The sequence below is a fragment of the Bariatricus massiliensis genome (assembly GCF_900086725.1).
Taxonomy (GTDB): Bacteria; Bacillota; Clostridia; order Lachnospirales; family Lachnospiraceae; genus Allocoprococcus; species Allocoprococcus massiliensis.
In genome coordinates, this window is the sequence record NZ_LT574837.1 from 497,535 (window position 1) to 523,440 (window position 25,906).

Genomic DNA, 25,906 nt, shown 5'->3' on the forward strand with positions numbered 1-25,906 from the left:
TTTCTTTCCTCTATTGAGATTCATTTATGAGCGCCTTTGCCTGAGCAATGGCTTCGTTGATCGCGGCCTCATCCTGACTTGCGATTGCAGTCTTGACCAGATTCGCCGCCTCCGCATTGTCCGTGGCCGTTCCCACCTTGATTCTCATCTCTGTCGGTTTATATGTACTGTTATTTATGACATCACGGCTTACTTCCTCGCCGTTCTCATAGACAATCTTCCAAAGCCGGGCCGTCCGCCCGTTGATTGCAGTCCCTTCATTATTCAGTGTACCGAGGCTGCTCTCTGTGTCTTCCACAAATTTCTTTGTGTATTCCATCTTCTCCAGCGTCTCGCTCTCATACTCCACGGAATGGCCTTCCGGGCGTGTATCCTTACCATAAATATAAAAGCCCAGCTGGTTGTTAGAATCGATATACCCTTCAATCAAAATAGGTGTATCGTAGTTATTTTTAAACTTAAAATCTTTAATTCCCTCGGCGATAGCCGCGTCTCTCGACGGATCCACGTATGTGACAATGATAGAATGTGGAGACCGTTCTGTCACTTCCAATTCAGCGTAGAGGACTGCGTTGTACAAAGTGGTGGATACCTGACAAATGCCACCGGCAATGCTCTGCACTACCTCGCCGTTTTCATAAGCGCCCCCGTCCACATACCCATTCTCCTCCGAATAGGGGAGCGTGGCCTGCTCCACGGAAAATTCCTCGCCGGGCATAATGACGGTTCCATTTAAAAGCTCCGCCGCCCTCTGTAGATTCGTCACACGATTACCGGAACCCGCCTCTGTAGAATAAGAGCCCAGCTCCTCCTGTATAGACTCTAAATCCGTCCGCTTAATGGCTGCTTCCTCTTCTACCTCTTTGAGCGTCACCACTGCATTCTTATAGTCCCACTTTTCATTGAGATATTTTGCGATTGTCTTCAAGGCAGCCTCTGTGTCAATGGTTCTGCCATTTTCTTCATCGGTAATGACAAAGCTGCCATTTTGATAAGAAACAGAAGCATTTACCGCTCCCTTTTCCAGTGATTTGGCCCGCTCGTCGACAATGGCCGTAGCTGCCTCCTGATCGAGGGTAAAGACCGGTTTTATTACTTTCTTCCCGTCCTTCAGTTGCCGCAGCGCGTGATAGCGTTTCCAGACAGAGCCCTTCTTTCCGTACGCGACAGCCTCCTCGACGAGCTTATCCACATCCTTGGCGGAAATGCCCAGCTCTCCCAGCGTCGCCTCGGCCGTCTCGTCGCCCACTTTCATAGTCAGCGTAAGTGCCTCATATTCTGAGAGCTTAGCCTCCACCGCGGACAAAGCCTTTTTGGAAGTCATTCCTGAGACTTCCGTCTCGCCGATAAAAATGTGGCTTGCAATAGTTCCATCCTTCACTTTATGTACATACTTGTAAAGTATTCCATAAGAAATGGCAAATATAATCAGAACCGCCGCCAGACATAGGCCGCTCAGAAAAGCAATTCTCTGCCGTTTCCGGCGCTGCACGCGCCGGCTGCCAATCCGCTTCTTTTTATTTTGTTTAGGCATTCGAATTACCTCACTTTATATCCATTATGCAATATATGGCAAAATCATTGTTGCCACCATCGCCAGCACGACAACTATAATGATGCCGGCTGCAATCTTCTGTGTATTTTTGCGATTAAACATGAATATTCACCTCTTATTTCGCATATTTCTTCTATTTTATACTCTTTACCTTATTTTTGCAATACATTCCCTTCATTCTCCTGACATTCTAAAATACGGAATATCTTAGCCTGATGATTCAGCGGACTCCGGTTCAGATAGTCAAAAAGAAGCACCGTCCTTCGCTCTTCCATCCCTCCAGTCACATCGTAAGAGAAGCTTTCTATATGTGTCATTTTACGCAGGCTGCGCTTATCATATGATTCATATCCCTGCAAATATCTGCGTTCTTCCGCCTCTCTTTCATAAAAATCCCGCTCCAGCTCCTTGGTGCATCTCCCCTCCCCCGCAAACGCCGGACGGTTCTTGACATTTTCACGCAAGTATAAATCCAGAGTCAGAAGCTGGCGGACCTTCTCAATCCCGGCCTCATCCCCCTCCCTCTGGCCCGCTAAAAGCTTTTCCGCAAACTCCAGAAGGATCTCATACCGAGTAATCCGGGAATGGCTTATAGTATCCAGCGCTTTTTCACTGTAAAACAAACTGAGCGCCTCAAAAAACGAAAAGCACCTTCACATTTTCCAATCAGGTAAGGAAGGGTATAACAGAACTGACGGCTGTTATAATAGACTTCCACCATCTCCTCAATGCCTTTCAGACGGAGAATTTCCTAGTAGGACAGCCACTTCGTATACAGCACTTCATAGAGCGGACGGCCTTTATAGACTAGTCCGTAATCTTCTTTCCGTTCTTCCATATATGAGCCCTTCAGCACCTTCAGGAAACCAAGCTGAAGCTGCTCCGGTTCCAGCTTGTACACATCGTCAAAGGAGGCTTTAAAGCTATCATAATTTTCATATGGAAGCCCTGCGATCAAATCCAAATGTTGGTGTATATTGCCAAAGGAATTGATGCGCTTCACAATTCTGCCCACTTCCTCAAACTTCATTGTACGGCGAATCTCACGGATAGTCTGTGGGTTGGTGGACTGTACGCCTATCTCCAGCTGAATCAGTCCGGGGCGCATCTGTCTCATCAGCTCCAGCTCCTCTTCCCGCAGCAAATCCGCGGATATCTCAAAGTGGAAATTCGTAATTCCATTGTCGTGTTCCTGAATATACCGCCACACCGTCATCGCGTGGTCATGGCGGCAGTTAAAGGTTCTGTCCACGAATTTCACCTGCGGCACTCTCTGATCGATAAAAAACTGGAGTTCCCGTTTGACCAGCTCCAAATCCCGGAAACGCAGGCATTTATCAACAGATGACAGGCAGTAACTGCAGGAGAACGGACATCCCCTGCTGGATTCATAGTAAATAATCTTGTGCTCAAATCCTTCCATATCTTCATATACAAAGGGAATCTCACTCAAATCCATGACCTCCCGCCACGGGTTCTCCCTGATTCTCTCCTCTTTTCCGGCAGACCGCTCTCTCCATGCTATTCCCTTTATCTGGGCAAGGCTCTCTGTGCCTCCGCAGTAAAACCGTACAAGTTCAAGGAAGGTCTTCTCCCCCTCCCCCATCATAATTCCGTCCACCTCCGGCAGGCGTCCAAGTACAGCCCGCGCGTCGTAGGACACCTCCGGCCCTCCCAGCCAAATATGTGTATCCGGCAGAACCTTATGGATCTCCCGCACGATATTCTCCACACACGTCAGATTCCATATATAACAGGACAGGCAGAGTATGTCCGGTTTCCCTTGGAAAATATCTCTCAAAATCTCATCTTCCTGCTGATTGATGGTGTATTCCGCTATAGTGATGTCCGGCTTTACGTTGAGCCCCCCACAGTCTGACTGCGCAAGACTTTTTTCTGCGTATGCCTTCAAGCTGTATACTGCCAGATTAGAGTGAATATATTTTGCATTGACTGCCGCCAAAAGGATTTTCATCGCCCTTCCCCCTATGGTTCAAGATATTCTTTACATTCTACTATAATTTTGTAAATTCGTAAACAAAAAATACCGTTATCCGTTGACATTTGCGCAAAAAACATGTAAAATTAAGACTCGTGCAGCCGGGGTGGTAGCGGTACCTTGTACCTACAATCCGCTATAGTAGGGGTGATACTGTGCGGAGGGCAGTTTTTGTCAAAGCCGCCCTTGTCCAGCGGCGTTGATATTCGGGTCTTACGCGGCAGAAATCTGTGAACCGTGTCAGGTCGGGAACGAAGCAGCACTAAGCAGAATCTTCTGGGTGCCGTAAGGCAGCCTGAGTTGAGCTTGCTGGCAAGGTAACGTTTGGGAGGGATTTGTTCGAAGCACAGTGCACGTAAAAAAATATTTTAAAATTCAAAAGGAAGGTGCGATTCATCTGAACCACACCTTCCTTTTTTATATGCTTATTTCCCCGCAGTCTCCAGATATGCCTTTAAGTGCTCCGCACTCTTTTCAAGGCTGAATTCATGTTTATTTCCTGTGTCGATCAGCGTTGAGAAGGTAGAATATAACGGCCCTACCAACTCATTATTATAGGAAATATAGTCTTCCTGATTCACCGCGTAAGACACAGCTTTTCGCAAGTCGATGTTAGAAAGAATGTTACCGTCTTTCATATTAAAGTCACAGTAAGTCGTAGCATGTCTTGTATATACATAAACTGTGTAGTCGTCACTTTCCTCAAGGGTCGCAACATCATTTGTAGCAACGGTATCAAGAATATCAATTTCACCTGAGCGGAAAGATGATGTAGCGGAAGAAGCATCTTTGATGAACTTAATCGCTGTATTTGTAATCTTTGGCTCATACTCTGTCCCTGCCATGTAACCCGGATTCTTTTCAAAAGTAACCTGATAATCATCTAATCCCACCAACGCATATGGCCCGGACATCCAAAGATGGTTGTTTCCAGCCTTAATATTGGCAGAATCACCATAACACACGTCCTTTGTAGCGTCATAAGACGCAACGTCGAACTTAGAATTCATCTCTGTAACAGCCTCTTTATTGAGGATACCAGCTGACTGGTGAGCCAGATAGTTGAGTACCTGTGGAAACGGTGTTGTTGTTGTTACTTTTACAACCTGATATACACCGTTTGCGTTGTCGACCTGTGTCTTGTCTGTCGTCAGAGACTGTATACCACTCGGAAGACCATCTGATAATACTTCAAGAATCGGCTTGCCTGTATCAGAATCAAGAACAGTGCTAAGCTCATCTAAGTTGTCAACGATTGTTACATCCTTCATATGGTTGTGCAGATTGTATGTTTTGTGAAGCGCTACGCTGTTCTGATCTGCCGCTCTCTTCAGAGAAAACTCAACATCTTCAGCGCCTACACGCACATCAGTAGCTACTACATGGTTGTTCTCTGCTCTTGAGAAGAATACATCATCACGAAGAATAAAATAGTAATCACTGTTGCCTTCCGCGATTGCATGATTCAAGGAAAGAGAACCATCTGAAGTTACAGTGTCATCATCCTCAAGATTAACAATACGAACATTAATATTAGAAGACAGCTGATTGATAGAACCATCGTTTGCCTGAATCGGGTCTAAAGATGTAAGTACGTTCATGGTCTGCGTCATCATCAATGTTCTCGTTTCATTCTGAGAAGGATCTACATAAGAGTAGTTTTCCCATACTGCCGAACGGGACTGTGGGTTACGAACCGTACTTTCGTCGACAACCGTATTGTTAATCGCACGTATTCCTTTGTTAGCAAATAACGGCAGCGTATATACGTTCTCAGTTACCACATAATCTTCCAGTTCTTTATAAGTAGCCTGATATTCAGCCGGTGTTTCTTCTGCAGCCTTGTCAATAATCTCATCTACCTTCTCATCATTGATTCCGCCCGCATTGTACTCTCCATAAGACGCATAGACATCTCTTGCCGCATAATCCGGGTTACCGGTAACCGTCGTCCAGCCAGACATTGCAACATCCCAGTTTCCAGTATCCAGAACAGTCTTAAAGCTTGAATAATCGGGCTGTGTGTTAAGGTCCACATTAAATCCCGCCTTCGTCAACTGATCACGTAAAATGTTAAGACTGGACTCCTGAGCTGAGTATCCTAATACCCTCAAAGTCACACTTCCTTCGCTTGCTCCGCCTGATGATCCGCTTGGCTTTTTTGTTTTACCACATGCTGCCATAGTAAAGACCATCGCCGCGCAGAGCAAAAGTGAAATCACTTTTCTTTTCATAATCTTTTCCTCCTTAAGTATATTTATGTGATGCCTTATGGCCATCCACCTTATAAAATAAATTTACAAATCGAATTTCAACGTGCCGTCAGCCACTTCTTTCCATCTGTGGCAGGCTACAAAGTGATCGGGCCTTGCCTCCTCGAACACCGGGTTCTCACTGTGGCACCTGTCTGTCGCAAAGGGACAGCGCGCCGCAAACCGACAGCCAACCTTTGGATTAATCGGGGAGGTGATTTCCCCCTTCAAAATAATCTTTTTATTCCGCTTCAACACATTGGTCGATGGAATCGCCGACAATAACGCGATTGTGTACGGATGGAGCGGTGTATTGAAGATCTCATTCTTAGGCGCTTTTTCAATCAACTGTCCCAGATACATCACACCAATGTTTGTGGAAATATGCTTTACAACCGACAGATCATGGGAAATAAACATATATGTCAGCTGCATTTTCTTCTGGAGCTCCATCAGCAGATTCAGAATCTGGGCCTGAACAGAAACATCCAGCGCCGAAACCGGTTCATCGCAGACAATAAACTGCGGGTTGATGGAGAGCGCACGAGCAATAACTACACGCTGGCGGCGTCCCCCGTCAAATTCATGAGGATATTGGTTATAAGAGCGCATAGGCAGTCCTACTAGCTGCATAAGTTCCTCTACTCTCTTTCTTCTTTCCTCCGCCGTCTTGTACATTTTATGAAGCTTTAAAGGTTCTTCAATAATCTGTCCGATTGTCATACGAGGATTCAATGATGCATAGGGGTCTTGAAAAATAATCTGCATATTCTGGCGCATATACCGCATCTCATCGTCCGTAAAATCATTTACATTCATACCGTCATATAAGACATCACCACTCGTAGCTTCATGCAGACGCAGGATGACTCGTCCCAGAGTACTTTTCCCACAGCCTGATTCCCCAACGATCCCAATGGTCTCTCCCTTGTTAATCGTAAGATTCACATCGTCCACCGCATGAAGAAATCCTGCCGGAACAGGGAAATATTTTTTCAGTCTTTTTGTTTCTATTAAAACATTATTTCCCATTACGCTTCCTCCTTGCTGAATAAATCAAAATGACACATAAACTTATGGGCATCGCCCTGCTGTGGCGGCTGCTCACGCCGGCAGATTTCCTGACAATATTTACAGCGAGGATGGAAATAGCATCCCGTCGGTAAATCCGCCGCATTTGAAATCGCTCCCTCAATCGGAATCAGCTCTGTGGCATCATCGTCAAGTTTTGGTATTGAATCAAAGAGCCCTCTCGTATATGGATGTTTCGGGTGCAGATATACCTCCCGCACCGTCCCCTTTTCCACAATATGCCCCGCATACATAATCGCCACATTGTCGCAGGTCTCCGCAACCACGCCCAAATCATGGGTAATCAAAATCATGGACATCTTGTACTGCTCACGAAGTTTATTGATAATATCAAGAACTTGCGCCTGAATCGTCACATCCAGAGCCGTTGTCGGCTCGTCCGCAATAAGCAGTCTAGGGTTACATAACAGGCTCATGGCAATCACGACCCTCTGCTTTTGTCCTCCTGAAAACTGATGTGGATAATCATCATAGCGGTCACTCTTCACCCCTACGATTTCCAACAGGTCGATAACCCTTTTCTTTGCCTCCGCTTTCGAAATCTTCTCATGGGTAAGCACAACTTCCGCAAGCTGGTCACCTACCGACATAATCGGATTCAGCGCCGTCATGGGATCTTGAAAAATCATGGCGATACCGTTACCGCGCATTTTTTGATTCTCCCTGTCCGTGTTGTAAATTACATTTTTGCCTTCAAAATTTATCTCACCATCCACAATGATTCCCGGTGGATCTGGAATGAGCTGCATGACAGAAAGGGCTGTTGTCGTTTTGCCGGCGCCGGTCTCTCCTACAAGCCCCAGCGCTTCTCCTTCTCTCACCTCAATGTCTATTCCATTTACTGCTTTCGCAGTAGCGTCAGCTGTAACATAGTGAACATGAAGGTTTTTAATACTCAGAACTACATTATTCTCCATATCTTATCTCCCGTCATTATTTAAGTTTCGGATCAAGCGCATCGCGGAGTCCGTCACCAAAGAAATTAAATGCCAAAACAATAATGATAATCGCAAGTCCCGGATAAATTGCTATGTATGGATTGGTCTCAAGAAAAGTCGAACCTGCCTTGAGGACATTTCCCCATTCCGGTATATGTGCCTCAACACCGATGCCCAGATAAGAGAGGGATGAGGTTGAAAGCACCGCCGACCCAATTCCCATGGTCGCCTGAACAATAATCGGCGCCAATGAATTCGGGATAATATGTTTGAAAATAATCGTGCCATTCTTTGCGCCGCAGGCCTTGGCAGCCTCCACAAATTCTTGGTTCGATATCCCCAGAACCTGCGCCCGGACTGTTCTTGCATAGGCCGGAATGCTCGACACTGATAATGCAAGAATCAAATTCGTTGTACTTACACCGAATGCCGCAATAATCGCGATGGCAAGCAAAATACTAGGCACCGCATTTAATACATCGATTACACGCATAATTGTGTTATCTGCTTTTCCACCATAGTAACCGGCCATCGCCCCCACAATACCTCCAAAGATGATGGGAACAATTGTGGAAATCATACCAATGATAAGGGAAATGCTTGCTCCAAATATAATTCTTGTAAAGACACATCGTCCATAGTCATCACATCCAAAGGGATACGCAAGACTAGGTTCGGCAAGCCGGGTCATAAAGTTGTTGGAAACAGCAAGGTCATAATCAAAAGTAAGATTCGATCCGATAGAAACTGCAACAAAAAATGCTACCAGAAACATACCGATGACCGCCGTATAATTTCGGAACAGCCGCTGAATCACATCAATCCATTCCACACTCACTTCTTCATTTTTGTTGCGGTACTTTCCAATCGCAATTAGTCCCAGCACAAAGGAAAATACATTTCCAAGCGCGATTCCCAGTAAACAGATTACCGCAAACGGCATAAACTTCTTGTCCGGTTTTTTGCCAAACGTATACTTATTTACTGCAAGAACAATGCCAAAATTCAATATTGCATACAATCCGTAAAGTCCCATTCCGAGCCAGAATGTTTCCACAATATATTCTTTGAATAAATTAAGCGCTGAAACAAGCAGGATAAAAATAGTTACCAGTAAAGAATAGATGGAAAGCTGGTATTCCAGATTCTTTTCTCTCTTCACCAGCATCGCGCCTGCTATAAACGCCAAAAAGTTTCCGGTAATAACAAACAACAGCAGGATATATCCGAACTTTCTCGTCCGATTCGAGATTTCTCCATCTCCCCCGATTATCTCCTTCTGAATTCTTTTTGCGACAAAAAACTGAATAAGAAACTCTACTGCGAATACCCCTGTGACCGCGGCCATAATCGGTGAAACAACACCGTTTTTTACCACCTGCGTAGCTAGAAACAATGCTAAAATAAATGTAACCTGATACGCCAGTCTCGCTGTTGTAAATTCAAGAGAGCCGCCTAATTTTCTTTTATATACCTTTTTGAGATAGAAATTACCATTTCTTTGTGTTTCTGTCTTAACCATTTAAGCCTCTCTCCTTTCTAATAATTTTTCATCTTAGCCTTGATACGCGGGTCAATCAGTGCATATATGATATCAATCAGCAGATTCATGATTGAAACAATAAATGAAATATATACCACACCGGCCAATACGACCGGTATATCCGGTACGAACTGTTTGTCCACAATATAAGAACCGATACCATTGATATTGAAAACCTTCTCTGTAACCGCGGCGCCGCCCATCAGGTTACTGAAAGACATACCGACCATTGTGATAATCGGAATCATGGCATTTCCCAAAATGTGTTTCAGAACAACCTTCTTTTCGACAAGTCCCTTTGCGCGGGCCGTGAGAATGTAATCCGAGTTCTTTACCTCCAGCATGGACGATCGTGTCATACGGGCAATGGACGCCGACATACCGGTTCCTACGACAATGGCAGGCATAATCAGGGTCATCGCATTCCCCAGCTGGAAGGTCGCAGGCAGCCACCCCAGCTTAATCGAGAATTGTAGAATCAGCATAAGTCCCAGCCAGAAGTTCGGGATGGACAATCCCAACAGCGCCAAAAACATTGCAACATAGTCAAATGTAGAGTAAGGCTTGATCGCGGAAATAATACCTGCCGGAACAGAGATAATCAATGCGACCAACATGGACCAAAACGTTACCATCAATGTAACAGGGAACTTTGCCATAAGTGCAACTGCTACACTTTCATTTCCTTGATAAGAATTGCCCAGATTGAATGTCAGCAGATTCTTGAACCAGCTAAACAACTGGGTAAAATAGGACTGGTCTAATCCATATACTCTGTTGAACGTATCAATCTGCTCCTGCGTGGCCGTCTGCCCCAGAATATTGGTTGCCGCATCCATGGGGGCTATGTATAAAATAGTAAATACAAGCCATGTCACTCCGAAAAGTACAAAAATCATCAGGAATAAACGCTCAGTAGCATACTTTGCAATCGGACGGATATATAGCACCATCAGAATGTACATTGGGAAAGACAATATAAATGAGAAAATCATAAATACTGGATTCTCCATAAGCTTTCCATAGCAGGAAGCCATTGTGAGCTCTGAAACGCTCTCCATTTCCGCCTTTTCCTTCGCCTTGTCGTGTACGAAGTGTTTCAGGTTCCTTTCTGCGATTGCACGTGCCTCTTTTTCAGCGGCATCTTCGGATATTGTCTTCTTAAAATATTCATTTTTCTTCTTTACCTGAAGCAGTGCATCCTCATAAAACTTCTCATGCAGGCCTTGACGCATGTATTCCTGTTTCAATTCTTTTTGAAGTTTGGCGAATGCATCTTTGCCCTTTTTGCTCTTGAAAGTGAAATAAGTCACCAGCATGGTAAAGAACCCAAATATCCAAAGACAAATTCGATACTGTGGGTTACGGTACATTCTTGCGAATGTATCGCTAAACTTTTTCTTTTTCATTGCTACACCTCTCTTTTGTATTTTTAATCAGACGTTTCACGAGCGGCTGATTTTTAACATTTACCGCCGACCATGATGTCGATAATTTCAACATTCGTTTCTTTCATACCGTCCTTCCCAAGGCGTCCTACGTTACGGATCGTCTCATCCACCCCATCTGTAACGATTCCGTCTCCCGGCTGAAATTCCTGTCCACGGATGTACATATTGTAACCAAGGATTCCGGCATCGACAGCCGCTGCAATCTTAGCCGCGCAAGAGGCTTTGGCCCCGTCACACACGATTCCCGAAGTAATGGCAAGCGCATTGACAACTGTATGGGCAATATCGTCAAAACTACCCCCGCAGAGATATGCAATGCCAGTTCCTGCTGCCGCTCCTGCACAAACTGCTCCACAGTATGCGCTGAGCCGGCCGATTCCAGTCTTCTGATGAATCGCAACAAGATTTGATAACGCAAGAGCTCGGTACAGCTTGTCTTCACTGACTTTTAATTCTTTCGCATACTCAATGACCGGCAAAGAGCATGCCATCCCCTGATTACCGCTTCCAGAGTTGATGATAACCGGCAGCTCACATCCGTTCATTCTTGCATCTGAACCAGCCGCCGCTCTGGCTTTTGCCCTTGTCCTTATATCATTCCCTTCCATGTCGAGAAGTACGCTCCCGATATTTGCTCCATAATTTCCACATAGGCCTTCTTCAGAAATTTCCGTATTATAATCAATCTGACGTTTTAGGACTTCATAGATATCTGCCAGATCAACCGAGTTGATGAAATCCCAAATACTTTTCATATCAAGAAGCGAACGGTCAGTAAGTCCTTCTTCATTCTCTCCCTCTACTTTAATTTCCAACAATTTATCTTTATCTTTTTCAATCAGTACAATATTTGTATGATAATTTGCAATTCTTACCTTCGCATAAGACTTGTCGTGATAAGCTGTTACAATGATTTCAAAGGTGAGTCCATTGTCCACATGAACCACTTCAATAGGGACCTTTTTCATAAACTCCTTTATCTCTTCAATTTCTTTTTTCGTCACAGAAGAGATGACTTCCAGTTCTTTCTCCGAGTTTCCAGCCACAATCCCTGCTGCTGCCGCTGCCGGTATTCCTTTCAGGTTATCTGTGTTCGGTACAATTACAGACTTTACATTTTTGATAATACTTCCGCTCGCCTCAATCAGCATCCTATCCGGAATCTTACCAAGTACTTCTCTCGCTTTTGTCGCCGCGTAGGCAAGAGCGATGGGTTCTGTACACCCCATTGCAGGAACAAGCTCCTCCTCTAAAATTTGTACATATGCACAATACTTTTTATCCGTTTTTTTCATAACATTTCTTTCTCCCGTCTTCAAAAAATTCATTTCTCCGGCGTTCCAATGGAATTACCACTAGTATTGTCTCTAGTATTACTACTGTTATTTTTGTAATAATACCACATTTATTATCATCTTACAAATATTATTTGCAATTTTTATTTTTTTTGTTATAATTTACTAAGAATACAACTAAAAGTAGAGGACTTAAAACATGAGAGCATCAAAAACTATTAAAGATATTGTTTATCAGGAGATTATGAATGGCATATTATCTTCAGAATACAAACCAAACGACATTTTAACCGAACGCGAATTGACCGAAAAATATGGATACAGCAAATCACCTGTCCGGGAAGCTCTTGTTAAGCTTTGCAACGAGCACGTCTTAATCAGCCATCCGCGCTACGGCTATGAGGTGGTCCGCCTTACCGATGAAGACGTCAAAAACATTCTTGAGTTTCGTTTTATTCTGGAGAGCGCCCTGCTTAAGAAATCCTTTGATTCCATTGGCCCTAATGAAATTGCAGAGCTTCGCCGTCTTGACGTTGCCTGCCAGAACACGTTAAAAGAGAATATGTGGATACATTGGGAGGCCAATACCAATTTTCATCTGGCGCTTGCTTCCTACTCTAACAACATCTTCGCTCAAAAGGAATTGGACTTATCCATGCTTACTCTCAAAAGGGCATACGCTCAATTTTACTGGAAGCATTGGACAACTGCACATCCAAGCGACGATATTCAATATCACAAAATGATTATTCAAAGTCTGGAAGACCGTGACCTTGGCCAGTGCCTTGTCCATCTGAAGGATGATTTGAATGATTTCCGTTTTTAAAAGATATTTACACTGATACCCTGAGTCCGTAATTCACACAAGGAGAGTGAAGGGATGGAAAAATTGAGTAAAAAAGCAGAAGCAATTATGGCAGAACGTTTTGGAAAAGATAATATTATATCCTTAGCGACATCAGCAGACGACATCCCCTATGTCCGCAGCGTAAATGCATTTTATGACAATAAGGCATTTTACGTGATAACATATGGGCTTTCCAATAAGATAAAGCAGATTGAAAAGAACCCGGTCGTTGCAATCTCCGGCGAATGGTTTAGTGCCCACGGCAAGGGTATGAATCTGGGATACTTTGGTAAGGATGAGAACGCAGAAATAGCGAAAAAGTTAAGAAAAGCCTTTGCAGAGTGGATAGACAATGGCCATAATGATTTTAGTGATCAGAACACCTGTATTCTCTGTATCGAACTGACAGACGGAGTGTTATTTTCCAATGGAACACGGTATGATATCGATTTCACCTTGTAATCGAATCGTATCCCCGTAAAAAAGCAAAAAATTATTTTGAAAAAAATATCCTGACAATCTGGATTTTTTCCATGTTGTCAGGATATTTTCATTTACTTTAATTCTTCAAGATTTTCCGGCAATCCGAAATAAATCTGCGCTCCATCATCAACAACTATACACGGAAGTCCTACGCGTCCCTGTTTCTTTATCTCATCGAACTCCGGACGAGAGTCACGATATACAAGAAACTTCTTTAACGGAAGCATACCGGATGAAATGTCTACACTGGCAAATTTAATGCCTTCCTTGGAAAGAGCCTCTTTCACTGGTGGACACCCCGGTCAATGTTCGCTTGAAAATACAATTACTTTTTTCATTATGGTACTCCTCCTTATTGTTTTTCTGAATGTTATTATAGACGTATTCTACCACATATATTAAGATTGTACAAGCGTTCTGATATGATTTCTAATATTATCAGCGTTTTTTATTTGCTCCTTCTTTTAATCCAATATATAATAGTTGTTCTGAACACCTAGGATTTTTTCGTCTTCATGTGTAAGAAGCACAGCCTTTAACGCAACTTTCTTTCCCGTCTCCAGTCCCTCATCAGTATCACATAAAAATGGCAGCTCTTCTCCATTTCCCGATATAAGTCCTCTATATGCCGCATTTGCTCTGTACATATCATATAAAGAAAAATCCTTGGGCTCACTCTGCTCTATTTTTTCCAGTCTGGTAATCTCGCCTTGCACCAAGACGGTATTCTCGCCATTTAAGACTGTCATAACATTCGGTTGATATTTTTCATCGGCCTCCGGAGCGACAGTAATCTCACAATCTTTAAGCATATCATCTTTACTGTCGTCAAACTGCCCTGTGACGAAGACGTTAGAGCCGTCCGGAATCAAGATATGTTCTCTGCTGTTTGTCTGACAGCGTAAAATTTTACCAATTTGTCCTCTGTCGCTCATCTGGTTCTCTGCGGCCAATTCAATCTCATCACCCGATGAACATAAAAGAACACCCGATATCGTAATCTGCTTATCCACTTCTATTCCCAGTTCTGAATCGAACAATATCTGGGAACACACCCCTGAAGAATCATTTTGTTTCTCAATCTTATCATAATTTATTTCCCATTCATTCACGATTTCCTGCATTTGTATAGGCGAGCTCCCCATGTTGGCGCTTGAATTATCCTCGCCCGCCTCCTCCTTCAAACGGCATCCTGTTAAGCAGATCGTACCTACCAACAGCATTGTAAAAATACATCTTCTGTTCATAAACATCGCTCCTTCCAGCTACATTTCCTCAGCTATTCAGTTTTTTCTGTTGTTTTTGCATCTGATGAATATTCTTTCGCAAAGATAAAGGTTGCCAATATGATATGCATAAGTATTGTTGCAATCAATGGAATCAACGGATTTGCTACTTGTGACGATTCGCTAGGTATCCCTATCAAAGTATTAACTATACAATGTACCAGTGCACATATCCATACATTTCTCGTCCTCATATATATGTACCCTAAAAATATGGAAAAGCTAATTGTCATCACAAATCTATACGGTATCTCCCATGGTTTTAAATTGTATTGTGTAAACCAAAGCGGAAAATGCCAAAGTTCCCACAGAATCCCCAGCAAAACAACTCCTAATCTCTTCCCGAATTTATTCTGCATTTTCTCTTGCAGGAATCCTCTCCATCCGTATTCCTCACCAAAATAACAGACTGCGCTTAACGGAAATGCAATAACCATGTAAAGTCCCGAAAGAATTGTCCCATAGAGGCTCTGTACAGCCATCGATGCAGAAGGTAACACACATATCATATTTCTTACAAGCATTAAAACGCAAAATAAAAAAATAGCCTTATCCACAGACTCCACATTGTGAAAAAGCGGGGTATGTTCTTTCCCGCGTCCTCTGACAACTAAAAGTAGAATACTGCCAGCGCATACACCAAACGCCGCAATCTTGTTTGCCGTTTTATCGGCTAATATCCCTGATATCTCCAAAAAAATGAGGACGAGAAAAGACAGACTTAATGCAAACATCACATTTCTCAGAGTTTTATCTTCCTCCTTCTCTTCTTTATATAGGTATTTCACGAGGAAAGCGCCCATAGCTGGTAACATTACCATAAAGCTTCCAAACACACCTATGTCGATGTACGGGCGAATCAGCAATGGGATTCCAAACAAAAAATTTACCCCATATGCGACCAGAAAAAAGATTACATACTGCATATTCTTTCTGTTAACTGTGTTCCTCATATTTACCCCTTCTTTCATCAGATCCATTGGAATGCCCATGTTGTATAGTCTGATAATATCACATTAGTCTATATTATTAAAGATTATCTGTCATTTACTTTGCTATTTGTTTTTACAATTCTTTTGTTAACAGCAAACTCATCACCAAATATTTTTATATGAAAAGAATATAAAAAGACAAATCTCTCCCTTCTCTAATTGTTCAACCAGCCCAGTTTCCGCCATTCCCGGAAGTTCAATGTCCAGCGCCAGTATAGCGAATTCTCCTAGGTTTTCCTACAGAAACGCCTTACGGCGTGAAACGTAATAAGTCCCATCTAGCGGTTTCCACAAATTAGGATGAGGTGGAAAAATACTGGTAGTTGACATTCTCCTTCCGATGTTCTAAGCTAATTGTAAGTATCAGAAGAAATAAAGGAGGCATTTGTGATGTACGCAGAATTTGACGACAGTTTAGTGACGGGAAACGAGACAATCGACTCACAGCACAAAGAGTTAATCGACAAGATTAATCAATTATTGGAGGCTTGTGAAGAATCGTCCGGAAAGGTGCAGGCCATTCAGACTCTTGGTTATTTGGCCGATTATACGGATTTTCATTTTAAAGAGGAGGAAGCGCTTCAGGAGGAGATTCAGTACCCCGGAATCGCAGAGCACAAGAGACAGCACGAAGACCTTCGCCGTGTCGTGTCAGAATTACATGAAATGCTTGAAGAATCGGAAGGCCCTACAGATGAATTCGTGATACAGGTTCAGAAGAATGTAATCGACTGGCTATACCGCCATATCAAAGGATTTGACCGTTCTGTAGCAGAATATAAAAATATGACTTTGAATAACGAGAGATTGTAAGCTCGATTTATTTGAATAACTGACAAAAGCCCGTGTATAATTACACGGACTTTTGTCGTTTTATCTTAGCTAGACCCCATTGTTAAAATATGGGCAGCCATTTTTCAAGCATTGTTGGTTCTCATCGGAAAACCCGCAGGTGATTTTCTCTGGCATTTCAAGTTGTACCCCAGTCTCTTCTGCCAGCACCTGAGCCGCCGTCTGTGCCGCCAAAAATGAATTCCGTTTACAGCACCGGGGGCCGCCATGGGCAGCTATCTGCTGCAGAGCCCGGGCCGTCATCTGGTTGCATCTGCTCCATGACTTACCGCTGAGAGGCGTTGTTTTCTGGATAATACTGTATGCAATTCCTGTGCTGACGGCCGCGCCGCAGCACCCCCAGAATCCACATATTCCTCCGGGCACTTCTTTCCCCCGCCGGACCATTTCCTGCAAAGCCTCTTCTATGTCCAATTCTCCTCCACAGTTGTGATATGCTGTAAGGAGCGCCGCGCCCTCCAGCACATGATGTTCCGGGCCATGCATATAGATATAGGGGTTCTCCATCAATTCCTGCATCAGACTGACGGGGTTCTTTGAATCGGATTCAAGGCAGCCCTCGAAAACGGCCTCGATTCCCTTTTTACTGTGGCAGTTGTCACATACATAATGACCATCTTCACAACTCACATTATTTTCGAAATCACCTCCACAAATACTGCATTTCATCTGCTGTGGTTTTTCCAAGTAAACCAGCGGTTTGCCGCATACTAGACAAGCGCCTCTTCGTTTGTTCATCATTGGTTCTCCTCTCACCGTTTGTTTTCTTTCTGCTTCTTACGAAGCTCCTTAAAAAATTCCTTCATCAGAAGAGAGCATTCTTCCTCAAGGACTCCTGTTTCCAGCTCTGCCTGATGGTTGAACTCTTCCATCTGTAGTAGATTCAAAATCGAGCCGGCGCATCCTGCTTTGGGGTTCATACATCCCACCACCACACGCTTGATTCTGGCCTGTATGATAGCGCCGGAACACATCTGGCAAGGTTCCAGCGTCACATACATGGTGCAGTCCTCCAGCCGCCAGTCGCCCATTTTCTTACTCGCGCGCTTGATTGCCAGAAGCTCCGCGTGTGCCAAAGTATTTTTATCTGTGGTCCTGCGGTTATACCCTCTGCCAATAATTTTTCCTTCATATACAATTACACAGCCTATGGGCACCTCTTCTATTTTCCATGCCTTTTTGGCCTGTTTGACAGCCTCTTTCATGAATCTCTCATCTTCCGTCAACTTTGTTCTCATATCGTCCTCTCCTATGTAACGCAGTAAAATCCGGCTCTCAGTGGATAACAGCCCCGACCTTTCTGCACCAATACCCAAAATCTTCATCCGCATTCATTTCTCCATCGGCAAAGTCTATCTCCCCTTCATCCGGTTTCATAAACTGTCCGAATCCAAATGCATCTGCCGCCTTTTGCTCTTTAGGATGATAGATGCCCGGCACACCCAGCCAGCAGCAACTATCTTTCTCAAAGGAAATCAAATGGTGGTAATTATAGTACCCGTGCAGCAGGAAATTATTATTTGCAAGCCGCCACTCTTTGCGGGGCAGCTGCACTAAATCCTTGCGTGTGATTTTGAATATTTGTATAAATTCTCGTTCTTCCTCTAATGTCTCTTCTTTAAGGTCCGGCTCCTGATCTTCTATATTCTCTGCCTCTGGAGCAGTATATTGCTCCGGCTCCGGAGCATCTTCTTCCGGCGCATCTTCCTCTGGAGCGTTTTCTTCGGATACCAGTGGTTCCTCCTCTGTGCACTCCTCCACAACATTGTCCGAATCCGCAGCAGGCTCTGCCGGCATATCTGCCGCTTCGCTCTGGATACATTCCTCCTCGACCGGGCTGTCTGGCTCATTCTCTTTACACTCGTCCGATGATACGTCATCCGCTACGGGCTCTGCAGCCTGCTCTGTCTGATTATCCTCATCGCGCCGGAGTATCTCTTCTCTTCGTATCATATGCTCTACCGGTACATTGGTCTCTCCCCATACAGCGGCATACCACTTTTTAAATCCATTGATATCGTTCAGCAAAATAATGCCGTCGATAGCCTCAAAGATTTCTCTGCCGCCAACATCCTCGGGCGTATATTCAAGCCTGTAACCGCACATTGGTCTTGTACTTTTTATTTTCCCCATAGAGATTCCTACAGGTGTTTCATCCATCATATAGAACACAAGAACTTCCAGCTCCTGATTTCCCGCCACTGGAAATCCTTTTCCGTATATCTGGATTATCTCACAGTCGTCATTGTGCTCCACCTTGGCAAATCCTACGTTGTGTACTCTCTGCCCGTTTTGATATTCATATAAGTACCGGATAAATTTCTTCATATTCCACCATGCACCCCTTTTTCATTCTTGTCTATTTCTAGACTATTCAGTAGAAGTACAAAAAAGAACATGAAATCCGGGCAGACCGGCTACGGCTAAAATATAGCCTTCAACTCTTGGTACAACCGCTTTGCGTAGCTGTCCGTCATTCCGCAGATGTAATCCGTTATCAGCAGGAGCCGCAGATACAGCTTTTCCGTCTCGCTTCTGCCTCTGCTGTGAGAATGGTAACAGCTTTTGTAATTGTCGGAGACAAAGGAAATCATCCGCTTATCAATCGAATCCAGTTTTTCTTCCGGGTTATCGTATTTCACGGCCGCCGCCATAAATTTGTCCATCAAAAAATTAATAATGACAGACTCGGTAACTTCCATTTTATATATTTGCGGAGACGTAAACACGTATCTATATGCCATGTCCCCTAATAAATCCATTAGTTTTTCGCCGAAGGTTCCATGGAAAAGGTCATTACAGTATGTCCCTTTCATAATTTGCTCATAATTAGACGTAAAACCAAATGTGGCGCATGAAATAAGAAATCCTTGGACTTTTACGATCCAGTTTTTGACCGCGTACTCCTCCGGGCTCTGTTCGCCCCGCATTTTTCCCCGCTCATACAAAGTCTCTAATTTTTCTAACGCATTAAATTTGTCCTCGTTCTCACCGAAGCCGCATTTTTTCTGTAGTTCTTCTAATTCATTCCGCAATTGATAATAGGAAAGGAAGCCTTTAATAAATGCGTCTTCAATATCCGCCGTTTTATAAGCAATGTCGTCGGCCGCCTCCAGAATAAACGTCAGCGGATGCCTGCATCCTTCCGCCCCGGTAGCCTGCCGGACTGCTTCAAATATTTCTTCATCGGCATAGTAATATCCCATTTTTTTATCTTTTATATTGCCGCTGCTCTTGTCGATTCCCGTAGATGGAACCGGATATTTTACAATTGTGTTGAGCAAGGCGTAAGTAAGATTCATGCCGTGCTCGTCCACCAGATAATGGAGCTTTGTCACCAGCCTCAGCGCCTGTGCATTACCCTCAAAATTGTAGAAGTCCTCTCGCATCTGCGGCGTCAGCGCCTCCGCCACCGGACGTCCCTTAAAGCGCAGCTCTGAGAGATGTTTCTCGAACCATTCACGTATCGCCGTCTCCCCGAAATGCCCGAACGGCGGATTTCCAATATCATGTATCAGCCCGGCACACTGCAGGATATTACAGATATCCTCCTTCATTCTCGGCGTAAAATCAGGATCCCTTTTGTAAGCCAGAATATTCTCTCCAATATTCTGCCCCAAAGATTTACCGAATGATGACACTTCCAGAGAATGTGTCAGTCTCGTTCTTATAAAATCACTCTTGTCCAGCGGAAACACCTGCGTCTTATCCTGCAGTCTCCTAAAAGACGCACTTCCAATGATTCTATGATAATCCTTCTCAAATTCACTTCGCAGATCCGTAGAACGATTCACCCGCATTTTCCCAGACGTCCCACGACTTCTCTCGGCTGATAATAACTGTTTCCATTCCATATCCATCCTCCCAGAATTGTTTCAAAATTGTAGAGGGGGACAGTCCCCAACGCGTTGGGACCTGTCCCCTATGATTAATCAAGGTAAATCGGTGGCTCGTAATCTTTACCCAGCATCGCTCTTTTCCGTTCTTCTACACCTAGAAAGGCCCACTCTGTCATGTCAGTCCATTTGTGTTCTTTTCTATCATATACTTGAACATAACCGATACGCTTAGGATGCATCCGCACGCTGTTTGTCTGGTATTCGTGTCCGGTATATGGATTCACATCACCAAGCTCTCTGTCTTCATCTTCATCGAACCGTTTTTTGATTGGCTCAAAGCTTTGTGGCTCCGCCGTCTTCCCAGCTTCTTCCTTACGGGGTCTTGAGATGATATTCGTTATCTTGCTGAACTTGCTTCCCCGCTTCTCTTCTTCCTTCTGTGGCTCCGGCTCGGGCTGTGCGCTTTCCCGTACCTCTTCTACCATAAGCCTCAGCCCACTGGTTTCCTCTTCATGACCGGCTTCCGCTTCTTCTGCCTGAGGTTCATCTGCCTCTGCCACCGGCTCAGTCTCTTCGGCCATTGATTCTACTGCCGCTTCTTCCGGCAGTGTGTCATGCATCTCACTGTCGCCTGACCCTATGGGGTTCTCCAGCATCTCCACAAATTCGCCCACTGTAATATCCCTGGCCTCTTCCTTAGCCTTCTTCTGCTCTTTCTTGGCAGCAATCTTGTGAAGCTCCTTGTCGGTGGGCAGCACCTCATCTATAACTGACGCGCGCTGCGCCGCCTCCGCGCTGGCTAATATGCTAAGTTGAAAAGAGCACCCTAAAATATCCGCTATCATACGCATATCCTGCTCTTGAAAATTGTCTCTGCCAAGCCGCTGCGTCAGGTTCTGACGGGACATCTTCTTCCCCGTCCTCTCCTCAATAAGCTCTGCCAGCTCTTTTATAGTCATTCCTTTTCTGCTTAAAATTATCTTGACTTGTTCCCCGAATGTAAGACTTATCATGCTTGCTCCTCCTTATTAGCTTTTATCTATACACAGGATGAGTTAACTGAATAATTGCTTCATAAACCCATCTTTTTCCCTATTTTTTATTGTAGCAAATGCATTTTTATCCGTCAATGGGATTTGCCCAACTAGCAGACAAAATGATTTTTATAAATTAGGGTTTGACAAATACTCACCAAAGTGTATAATTAAGCTTATCAAAAACGAGGGCGTTTCCTAACTGTGGGAAATGTCCTTTTTTGATGCCACTGGCCGGCGTGCTGGTCAAATGTAGTAGGCGAAAAGTGCCTGCACTGACAATAATGAGAGACAGGAGGTATTTTTATGAAGAAACTGGAGATTATCATTCAGCCGGAAAAGCTGGAAGATCTAAAAGCCATTTTGGACGCTTCGAATGCAAACGGTGTGATGATTAGCAACATCATGGGTTATGGCAACCAGAAAGGCCACAAAAAAATTTATCGCGGCGCTGAATACAGCATCAACCTTCTTCCAAAAGTAAAGGTAGAAACCGTGGTGGAGCCGGATACCGCCGAACCACTGATACAGAAGATTGTAGAAGAAATTCAGACCGGAGCATACGGCGATGGGAAAATATTTGTCTACGAAGTGGAGGACGCCGTCCGTATCCGTACCGGAGAACGTGGTCGTGATGCTCTTTAAATATCCTTTTTAGACTTTCGTCACGCAACAGTGTGCAGTCAACATTGAGAAAGAGGAGGTATTATTATGGGATTGACAGCTTTAATAGAAAGTGGAATGGAAATTTCTGCAGCAACGGAACTTCTAATGAACGTCATTTGGACACTGCTCGGAGCTATACTTGTATACTTTATGCAGGCAGGCTTTGCTATGTGTGAGGCAGGCTTTACCAGAGCAAAAAATACAGGAAATATCCTAATGAAAAACATGATGGATTTTGTACTGGGCAGCCTGTTTTTCTTTATCTTTGGATTTGCCATTATGCACGGCGCCGACTGGAATGGTATCATCGGCTCCACTGGATTCTTTGAGCCGGCCAGACTGGCAGACGTAGACGGACTCTTCAACGGCCTCCCTATAGGCGTATACATCATTTTTCACACAGTGTTCTGCGCGACGGCAGCGACCATCGTATCCGGTTCCATGGCAGAACGCACCAAATTCAAAGCCTATTTATTGTACAGCGCCGCAATCAGCATCTTTATCTATCCCGTATCCGGACACTGGATTTGGGGAGGCGGCTGGCTGGCCGAGATGGGATTCCATGATTTTGCAGGTTCCACGGCCGTACATATGGTTGGCGGTGTCTGCGCACTGGTCGGAGCCAAGATACTCGGCCCCCGTATCGGCAAATACGACAAAAGCGGAAAAACAAAAGCGATTCCGGGACATAACCTGCCAATTGCCGCCCTCGGTGTATTTATTCTTTGGTTCTGCTGGTTCGGCTTTAACTGCGGCTCTACTACGGCGGCATCCACCAATATCGGTGACATTGCCATGACAACCAATCTTGCCGCAGCAGCAGCAACTCTCGCCGCCCTTTTAGTCACATGGCTACGCTATGGCAAACCTGACGTTTCCATGACATTCAACGGCTCTCTTGCCGGTCTGGTTGCTATCACAGCAGGCTGTGACACAGTAAGCAGCTATTCAGCGATTATCATCGGCCTCATCGCCGGTATTCTGGTTGTCTTCTCCGTAGAATTCTTCGACAAAATTGTGAAAGTAGACGATCCGGTAGGAGCCATCAGTGTTCATGGTGTATGTGGCGCTTTAGGCACTATCCTCACCGGTATCTTCTCCCCCGATTATACCTTTACTATCCAACTGCTGGGCGTAGCTTCCGTAATGGCCTTTGTCTTCGTCATGGCCTTCCTCATTTTCACGCTCATCGACAAAACTGTTGGACTGAGGGTATCAAAAGAAGAGGAATTAGACGGTCTGGATATCCACGAACACGGCAGTTCGGCATACGCTGATTTCAACTTTCGATTATAATCACATATACTAAAAACAAAAGGACAGGGAAAACATGGGATGATACGCCCATATGTTATTCCTCTGTCCTTTCATCTACCACTTCTTATTCTTCAGCACAATGGCCGAATATTTCCCCATCATGAAAGAAATCTTCCCGTCATGCACCATATACTCCTCGAACTCGCCTACGTATCCTTCTTCATAAGTATACATAAGCCTAGCCATACTTGACTTATCACTGACCTCGGCTCGCCATACAGGCAGCGTCACTTCCCTGAGACAGCCGCTGTTATTGATGGCCACGATAATCTGGCTGTCATCCCAGAATCTTCCAAAAGCTATCAACCCCGGCGCCTGTTTCAACATGAGAAGAGAACCCTTCTTCAGCACCACATTGTTTCGCCGGATGCGAATCATATCCCGATAAAAATTTATCATCTCTTTGTCTTCATGGCCCCACGGATAAGTCCTTCTATTATCAGGATCCGTAAAACCACACACACCAGCCTCATCACCATAGTAAAGTGTAGGCGCTCCGATCCAAGTCATCTGAAGTACAATTGCCGAACGCATCACCGCATGGTTCACTCCCCGGTTTGCCGCCTCAGGCCCTAACTTGCCCACCCTGCCCACAACGTGGTTAGTCCTCGTCAGAAAACGAGAATGGTCGTGGTTGGACAACTGATTCATAGCGACTTGAAGAGAAGGCGTTGTCATATTTGCCATATGATAAGTCATGGACTCTACAAAATAATCCGCATTTCCGAGCAAATCCTCCCGGTAATCATCACTGTGCTTCTCCATTCCGGTCATAAACCAAGTCACCGGCTCCATGAACGCATCATAGTTCATGACACTGTCCCACTCGTTCCCCTGCAGCCACTCGCCCGGGTCCCCATAATGCTCCGCCAGGATCAATGCCTTCGGATTGGCACTTTTTACAGCATTCCGGAACTTTTTCCAAAATCCATGATTATATTCATTACTTCTACCCAAATCAGCCGCCACATCCAGACGCCACCCATCCGCATTAAACGGTGGTGAAACCCATTTTTTCGCCACTGACAATATATATTCTTCCAGCTCAGGAGAATCTTCATAATTCAGCTTCGGCAGTGTATCATGTCCCCACCATCCGTCATAACTGCTGTTGAACGGCCACTCTTCGGGGTCATCCTTATGAAAGAGGAAATAGGAACGGTAAGGACTGTCCGCCGATACATAGGCTCCCCGCTCATACCCGTCTGCCTGCTCATATACAAGCTCTCTGTCCAGCCATTTGTTGAAAGAGCCACAGTGGTTGAACACCCCGTCCAGAATGATTCTCATTCCACGTTTATGAACTTCCTCCACAAGCATGATGAACAACTCATTGCTGGCCTCCAGATTCCGCTTATCCGTCGTTCTGATACGGTATTTCTCCGCGTCCTTATTTTCTTGGCTCCCGTTCTCCAGTACACGCCCGCCGTCTACGATAACCTTGCCATAGTGCGGGTCTACATAGTCATAATCCTGCGTGTCATATTTATGGTTAGACGGGGAGACGAACAGCGGATTGCAGTAGATCACTTCCACGCCCAGCCCTTGAAGGTAATCCAGTTTATCAATAATGCCCTGAAGGTCACCGCCATAGAAATCCCGCACATCCATGGGCTGTGGATAACGGGACCAGTCTTCCACTCTTCTGCTGATATCCCCGATGTATTTATACTCGCCAGTCTCCACATCATTTGTCTTATCTCCATTGCAGAAACGATCCACATAAATCTGATACATTACCGCGCCCTTCGCCCAATCAGGCGTAGAAAAACCGGGGACTATCTTGAAATCATAAAACTCACTAGGGACATCTCTCGCCCCCCATTTATTGTAATAGCATGTTTCCCCTTTGTCCTGCACTACAAAGCGATAGTAGAATGCCTCTTCCCCAAGCCGCCATCCAATCGTATAATAGTCAAAATTCCCCTTTGAAATAATCTTTTTCATCGGGAACATCTCATNGTGGATAACGGGACCAGTCTTCCACTCTTCTGCTGATATCCCCGATGTATTTATACTCGCCAGTCTCCACATCATTTGTCTTATCTCCATTGCAGAAACGATCCACATAAATCTGATACATTACCGCGCCCTTCGCCCAATCAGGCGTAGAAAAACCGGGGACTATCTTGAAATCATAAAACTCACTAGGGACATCTCTCGCCCCCCATTTATTGTAATAGCATGTTTCCCCTTTGTCCTGCACTACAAAGCGATAGTAGAATGCCTCTTCCCCAAGCCGCCATCCAATCGTATAATAGTCAAAATTCCCCTTTGAAATAATCTTTTTCATCGGGAACATCTCATCCCCAATGCCTTTGCCAAGATTGTGCTGTAAATATACCTTATCTACATCATCCTTGGCCGTTCGAAACCAAAGCTGAACAATCTCCCCTGATTCCGGCTCCGGCGGACTCACATAAGCCTCCGTCCCGTCACAAAACAACGCCTCTCTATTCATGATC

The 25,906-nt window shown here is 44.6% G+C and carries 23 protein-coding genes, 1 other RNA gene and 1 pseudogene; 6 read left to right on the forward strand and 19 right to left on the reverse strand.

Features of this window, described 5'->3' with window-relative positions:
• Window positions 1-10 precede the first annotated feature (10 nt).
• From BN6465_RS08525 to BN6465_RS08530, 3 genes and pseudogenes are all read right to left on the reverse strand, one after another.
• Window positions 11-1,534: a VanW family protein gene (locus BN6465_RS08525; protein ID WP_066733446.1), complete on the reverse strand. Its 1,524-nt coding sequence runs from the start codon at window positions 1,532-1,534 to the stop codon at window positions 11-13.
• A gap of 173 nt (window positions 1,535-1,707) precedes the next feature.
• A pseudogene (locus BN6465_RS21705) lies at window positions 1,708-2,276 on the reverse strand (DUF4080 domain-containing protein).
• Between the two features lie 30 nt (window positions 2,277-2,306).
• The gene (locus tag BN6465_RS08530) at window positions 2,307-3,530 is read right to left on the reverse strand and encodes a B12-binding domain-containing radical SAM protein (RefSeq protein ID WP_330384778.1); all 1,224 of its coding nucleotides are present in this window, start codon (window positions 3,528-3,530) and stop codon (window positions 2,307-2,309) included.
• Between the two features lie 117 nt (window positions 3,531-3,647).
• On the opposite strand from BN6465_RS08530, the gene ffs reads away from it, so the two are divergent.
• Window positions 3,648-3,911: signal recognition particle sRNA large type (gene ffs, locus BN6465_RS08535), an RNA gene on the forward strand.
• 68 nt (window positions 3,912-3,979) lie between these two features.
• On the opposite strand, the gene BN6465_RS08540 is transcribed toward ffs, so the two are convergent.
• The 6 genes from BN6465_RS08540 to BN6465_RS08565 all read right to left on the reverse strand — a co-directional run bounded on the left by BN6465_RS08540 (window position 3,980) and on the right by BN6465_RS08565 (window position 12,125).
• Window positions 3,980-5,788, reverse strand: a complete 1,809-nt coding sequence (locus tag BN6465_RS08540) for an ABC transporter substrate-binding protein (protein ID WP_066733448.1) — start codon at window positions 5,786-5,788, stop codon at window positions 3,980-3,982.
• Window positions 5,789-5,851: 63 nt separating this feature from the next.
• A complete protein-coding gene (locus tag BN6465_RS08545) occupies window positions 5,852-6,838 on the reverse strand; it encodes an ABC transporter ATP-binding protein (RefSeq protein ID WP_066733450.1) in 987 nt (328 codons plus the stop codon).
• The gene (locus tag BN6465_RS08550) at window positions 6,838-7,815 is read right to left on the reverse strand and encodes an ABC transporter ATP-binding protein (protein WP_066733451.1); all 978 of its coding nucleotides are present in this window, start codon (window positions 7,813-7,815) and stop codon (window positions 6,838-6,840) included. Before BN6465_RS08550 ends, BN6465_RS08545 begins: the two co-directional genes overlap by 1 nt.
• Window positions 7,816-7,831: 16 nt before the next feature.
• The gene (locus BN6465_RS08555) at window positions 7,832-9,358 is read right to left on the reverse strand and encodes an ABC transporter permease (RefSeq protein WP_066733452.1); all 1,527 of its coding nucleotides are present in this window, start codon (window positions 9,356-9,358) and stop codon (window positions 7,832-7,834) included.
• 17 nt (window positions 9,359-9,375) lie between these two features.
• Window positions 9,376-10,788, reverse strand: coding sequence for an ABC transporter permease (locus BN6465_RS08560; RefSeq protein ID WP_066733455.1), 1,413 nt, complete (start codon window positions 10,786-10,788; stop codon window positions 9,376-9,378).
• 53 nt (window positions 10,789-10,841) lie between these two features.
• Entirely contained in the window at window positions 10,842-12,125 is a 1,284-nt protein-coding gene (locus BN6465_RS08565; protein WP_066735174.1) for an L-cysteine desulfidase family protein, read from the reverse strand.
• 199 nt (window positions 12,126-12,324) lie between these two features.
• Here BN6465_RS08565 and BN6465_RS08570 point away from each other — a divergent pair, with 199 nt between their 5' ends.
• Both BN6465_RS08570 and BN6465_RS08575 read left to right on the forward strand, forming a co-directional pair.
• Window positions 12,325-12,951, forward strand: coding sequence for a GntR family transcriptional regulator (locus BN6465_RS08570; protein ID WP_066733458.1), 627 nt, complete (start codon window positions 12,325-12,327; stop codon window positions 12,949-12,951).
• Window positions 12,952-13,005: 54 nt separating this feature from the next.
• A complete protein-coding gene (locus BN6465_RS08575; RefSeq protein WP_066733460.1) occupies window positions 13,006-13,434 on the forward strand; it encodes a pyridoxamine 5'-phosphate oxidase family protein in 429 nt (142 codons plus the stop codon).
• Between the two features lie 92 nt (window positions 13,435-13,526).
• On the opposite strand, the gene BN6465_RS08580 is transcribed toward BN6465_RS08575, so the two are convergent.
• The 3 genes from BN6465_RS08580 to BN6465_RS08590 form a co-directional block, all read right to left on the reverse strand.
• Complete coding sequence (locus BN6465_RS08580; protein ID WP_082891628.1) at window positions 13,527-13,742, reverse strand: hypothetical protein; 216 nt, start codon at window positions 13,740-13,742, stop codon at window positions 13,527-13,529.
• A 177-nt stretch (window positions 13,743-13,919) separates the two neighbouring features.
• Window positions 13,920-14,702, reverse strand: coding sequence for a hypothetical protein (locus tag BN6465_RS08585; RefSeq protein ID WP_066733461.1), 783 nt, complete (start codon window positions 14,700-14,702; stop codon window positions 13,920-13,922).
• A gap of 32 nt (window positions 14,703-14,734) precedes the next feature.
• Entirely contained in the window at window positions 14,735-15,694 is a 960-nt protein-coding gene (locus tag BN6465_RS08590; RefSeq protein ID WP_066733462.1) for a CPBP family intramembrane glutamic endopeptidase, read from the reverse strand.
• Between the two features lie 429 nt (window positions 15,695-16,123).
• Here BN6465_RS08590 and BN6465_RS08595 point away from each other — a divergent pair, with 429 nt between their 5' ends.
• The gene (locus tag BN6465_RS08595; RefSeq protein ID WP_066733463.1) at window positions 16,124-16,546 is read left to right on the forward strand and encodes a bacteriohemerythrin; all 423 of its coding nucleotides are present in this window, start codon (window positions 16,124-16,126) and stop codon (window positions 16,544-16,546) included.
• A 69-nt stretch (window positions 16,547-16,615) separates the two neighbouring features.
• Here BN6465_RS08595 and BN6465_RS08600 read toward each other — a convergent pair whose 3' ends face one another.
• From BN6465_RS08600 to BN6465_RS08620, 5 genes are all read right to left on the reverse strand, one after another.
• Entirely contained in the window at window positions 16,616-17,323 is a 708-nt protein-coding gene (locus BN6465_RS08600) for a DUF5714 domain-containing protein (protein ID WP_199882831.1), read from the reverse strand.
• A 14-nt stretch (window positions 17,324-17,337) separates the two neighbouring features.
• Window positions 17,338-17,823 carry a tRNA adenosine(34) deaminase TadA gene (tadA, locus tag BN6465_RS08605; protein ID WP_199882808.1) on the reverse strand — a complete coding sequence of 162 codons (486 nt, stop codon included), beginning with the start codon at window positions 17,821-17,823 and terminating at the stop codon, window positions 17,338-17,340.
• A gap of 37 nt (window positions 17,824-17,860) precedes the next feature.
• Window positions 17,861-18,913, reverse strand: coding sequence for a hypothetical protein (locus BN6465_RS08610; RefSeq protein WP_066733467.1), 1,053 nt, complete (start codon window positions 18,911-18,913; stop codon window positions 17,861-17,863).
• Between the two features lie 95 nt (window positions 18,914-19,008).
• On the reverse strand, window positions 19,009-20,439 hold the full coding sequence (locus BN6465_RS08615) for a deoxyguanosinetriphosphate triphosphohydrolase (RefSeq protein WP_066733469.1): 1,431 nt from the start codon (window positions 20,437-20,439) through the stop codon (window positions 19,009-19,011).
• A gap of 74 nt (window positions 20,440-20,513) precedes the next feature.
• Window positions 20,514-21,437, reverse strand: a complete 924-nt coding sequence (locus BN6465_RS08620; RefSeq protein WP_066733472.1) for a transcriptional regulator — start codon at window positions 21,435-21,437, stop codon at window positions 20,514-20,516.
• A gap of 327 nt (window positions 21,438-21,764) precedes the next feature.
• Between BN6465_RS08620 and BN6465_RS08625 the strand changes: the two genes are divergently transcribed.
• Together BN6465_RS08625 and BN6465_RS08630 are read left to right on the forward strand one after the other, a co-directional pair.
• A complete protein-coding gene (locus BN6465_RS08625) occupies window positions 21,765-22,103 on the forward strand; it encodes a P-II family nitrogen regulator (RefSeq protein ID WP_066733473.1) in 339 nt (112 codons plus the stop codon).
• Window positions 22,104-22,169: 66 nt separating this feature from the next.
• Window positions 22,170-23,420 (forward strand): ammonium transporter, encoded by a 1,251-nt coding sequence (locus BN6465_RS08630; RefSeq protein ID WP_066733478.1) that lies wholly within the window; start codon window positions 22,170-22,172, stop codon window positions 23,418-23,420.
• A gap of 75 nt (window positions 23,421-23,495) precedes the next feature.
• Here the strand turns inward: BN6465_RS08630 and BN6465_RS08635 are convergent, their stop codons facing one another.
• Both BN6465_RS08635 and BN6465_RS08640 read right to left on the reverse strand, forming a co-directional pair.
• The gene (locus BN6465_RS08635; protein ID WP_242868071.1) at window positions 23,496-25,397 is read right to left on the reverse strand and encodes a glycoside hydrolase family 13 protein; all 1,902 of its coding nucleotides are present in this window, start codon (window positions 25,395-25,397) and stop codon (window positions 23,496-23,498) included.
• A 1-nt stretch (window position 25,398) separates the two neighbouring features.
• Window positions 25,399-25,902, reverse strand: coding sequence for an alpha amylase N-terminal ig-like domain-containing protein (locus BN6465_RS08640; protein ID WP_066733480.1), 504 nt, complete (start codon window positions 25,900-25,902; stop codon window positions 25,399-25,401).
• Between the last annotated feature and the right edge of the window lie 4 nt (window positions 25,903-25,906).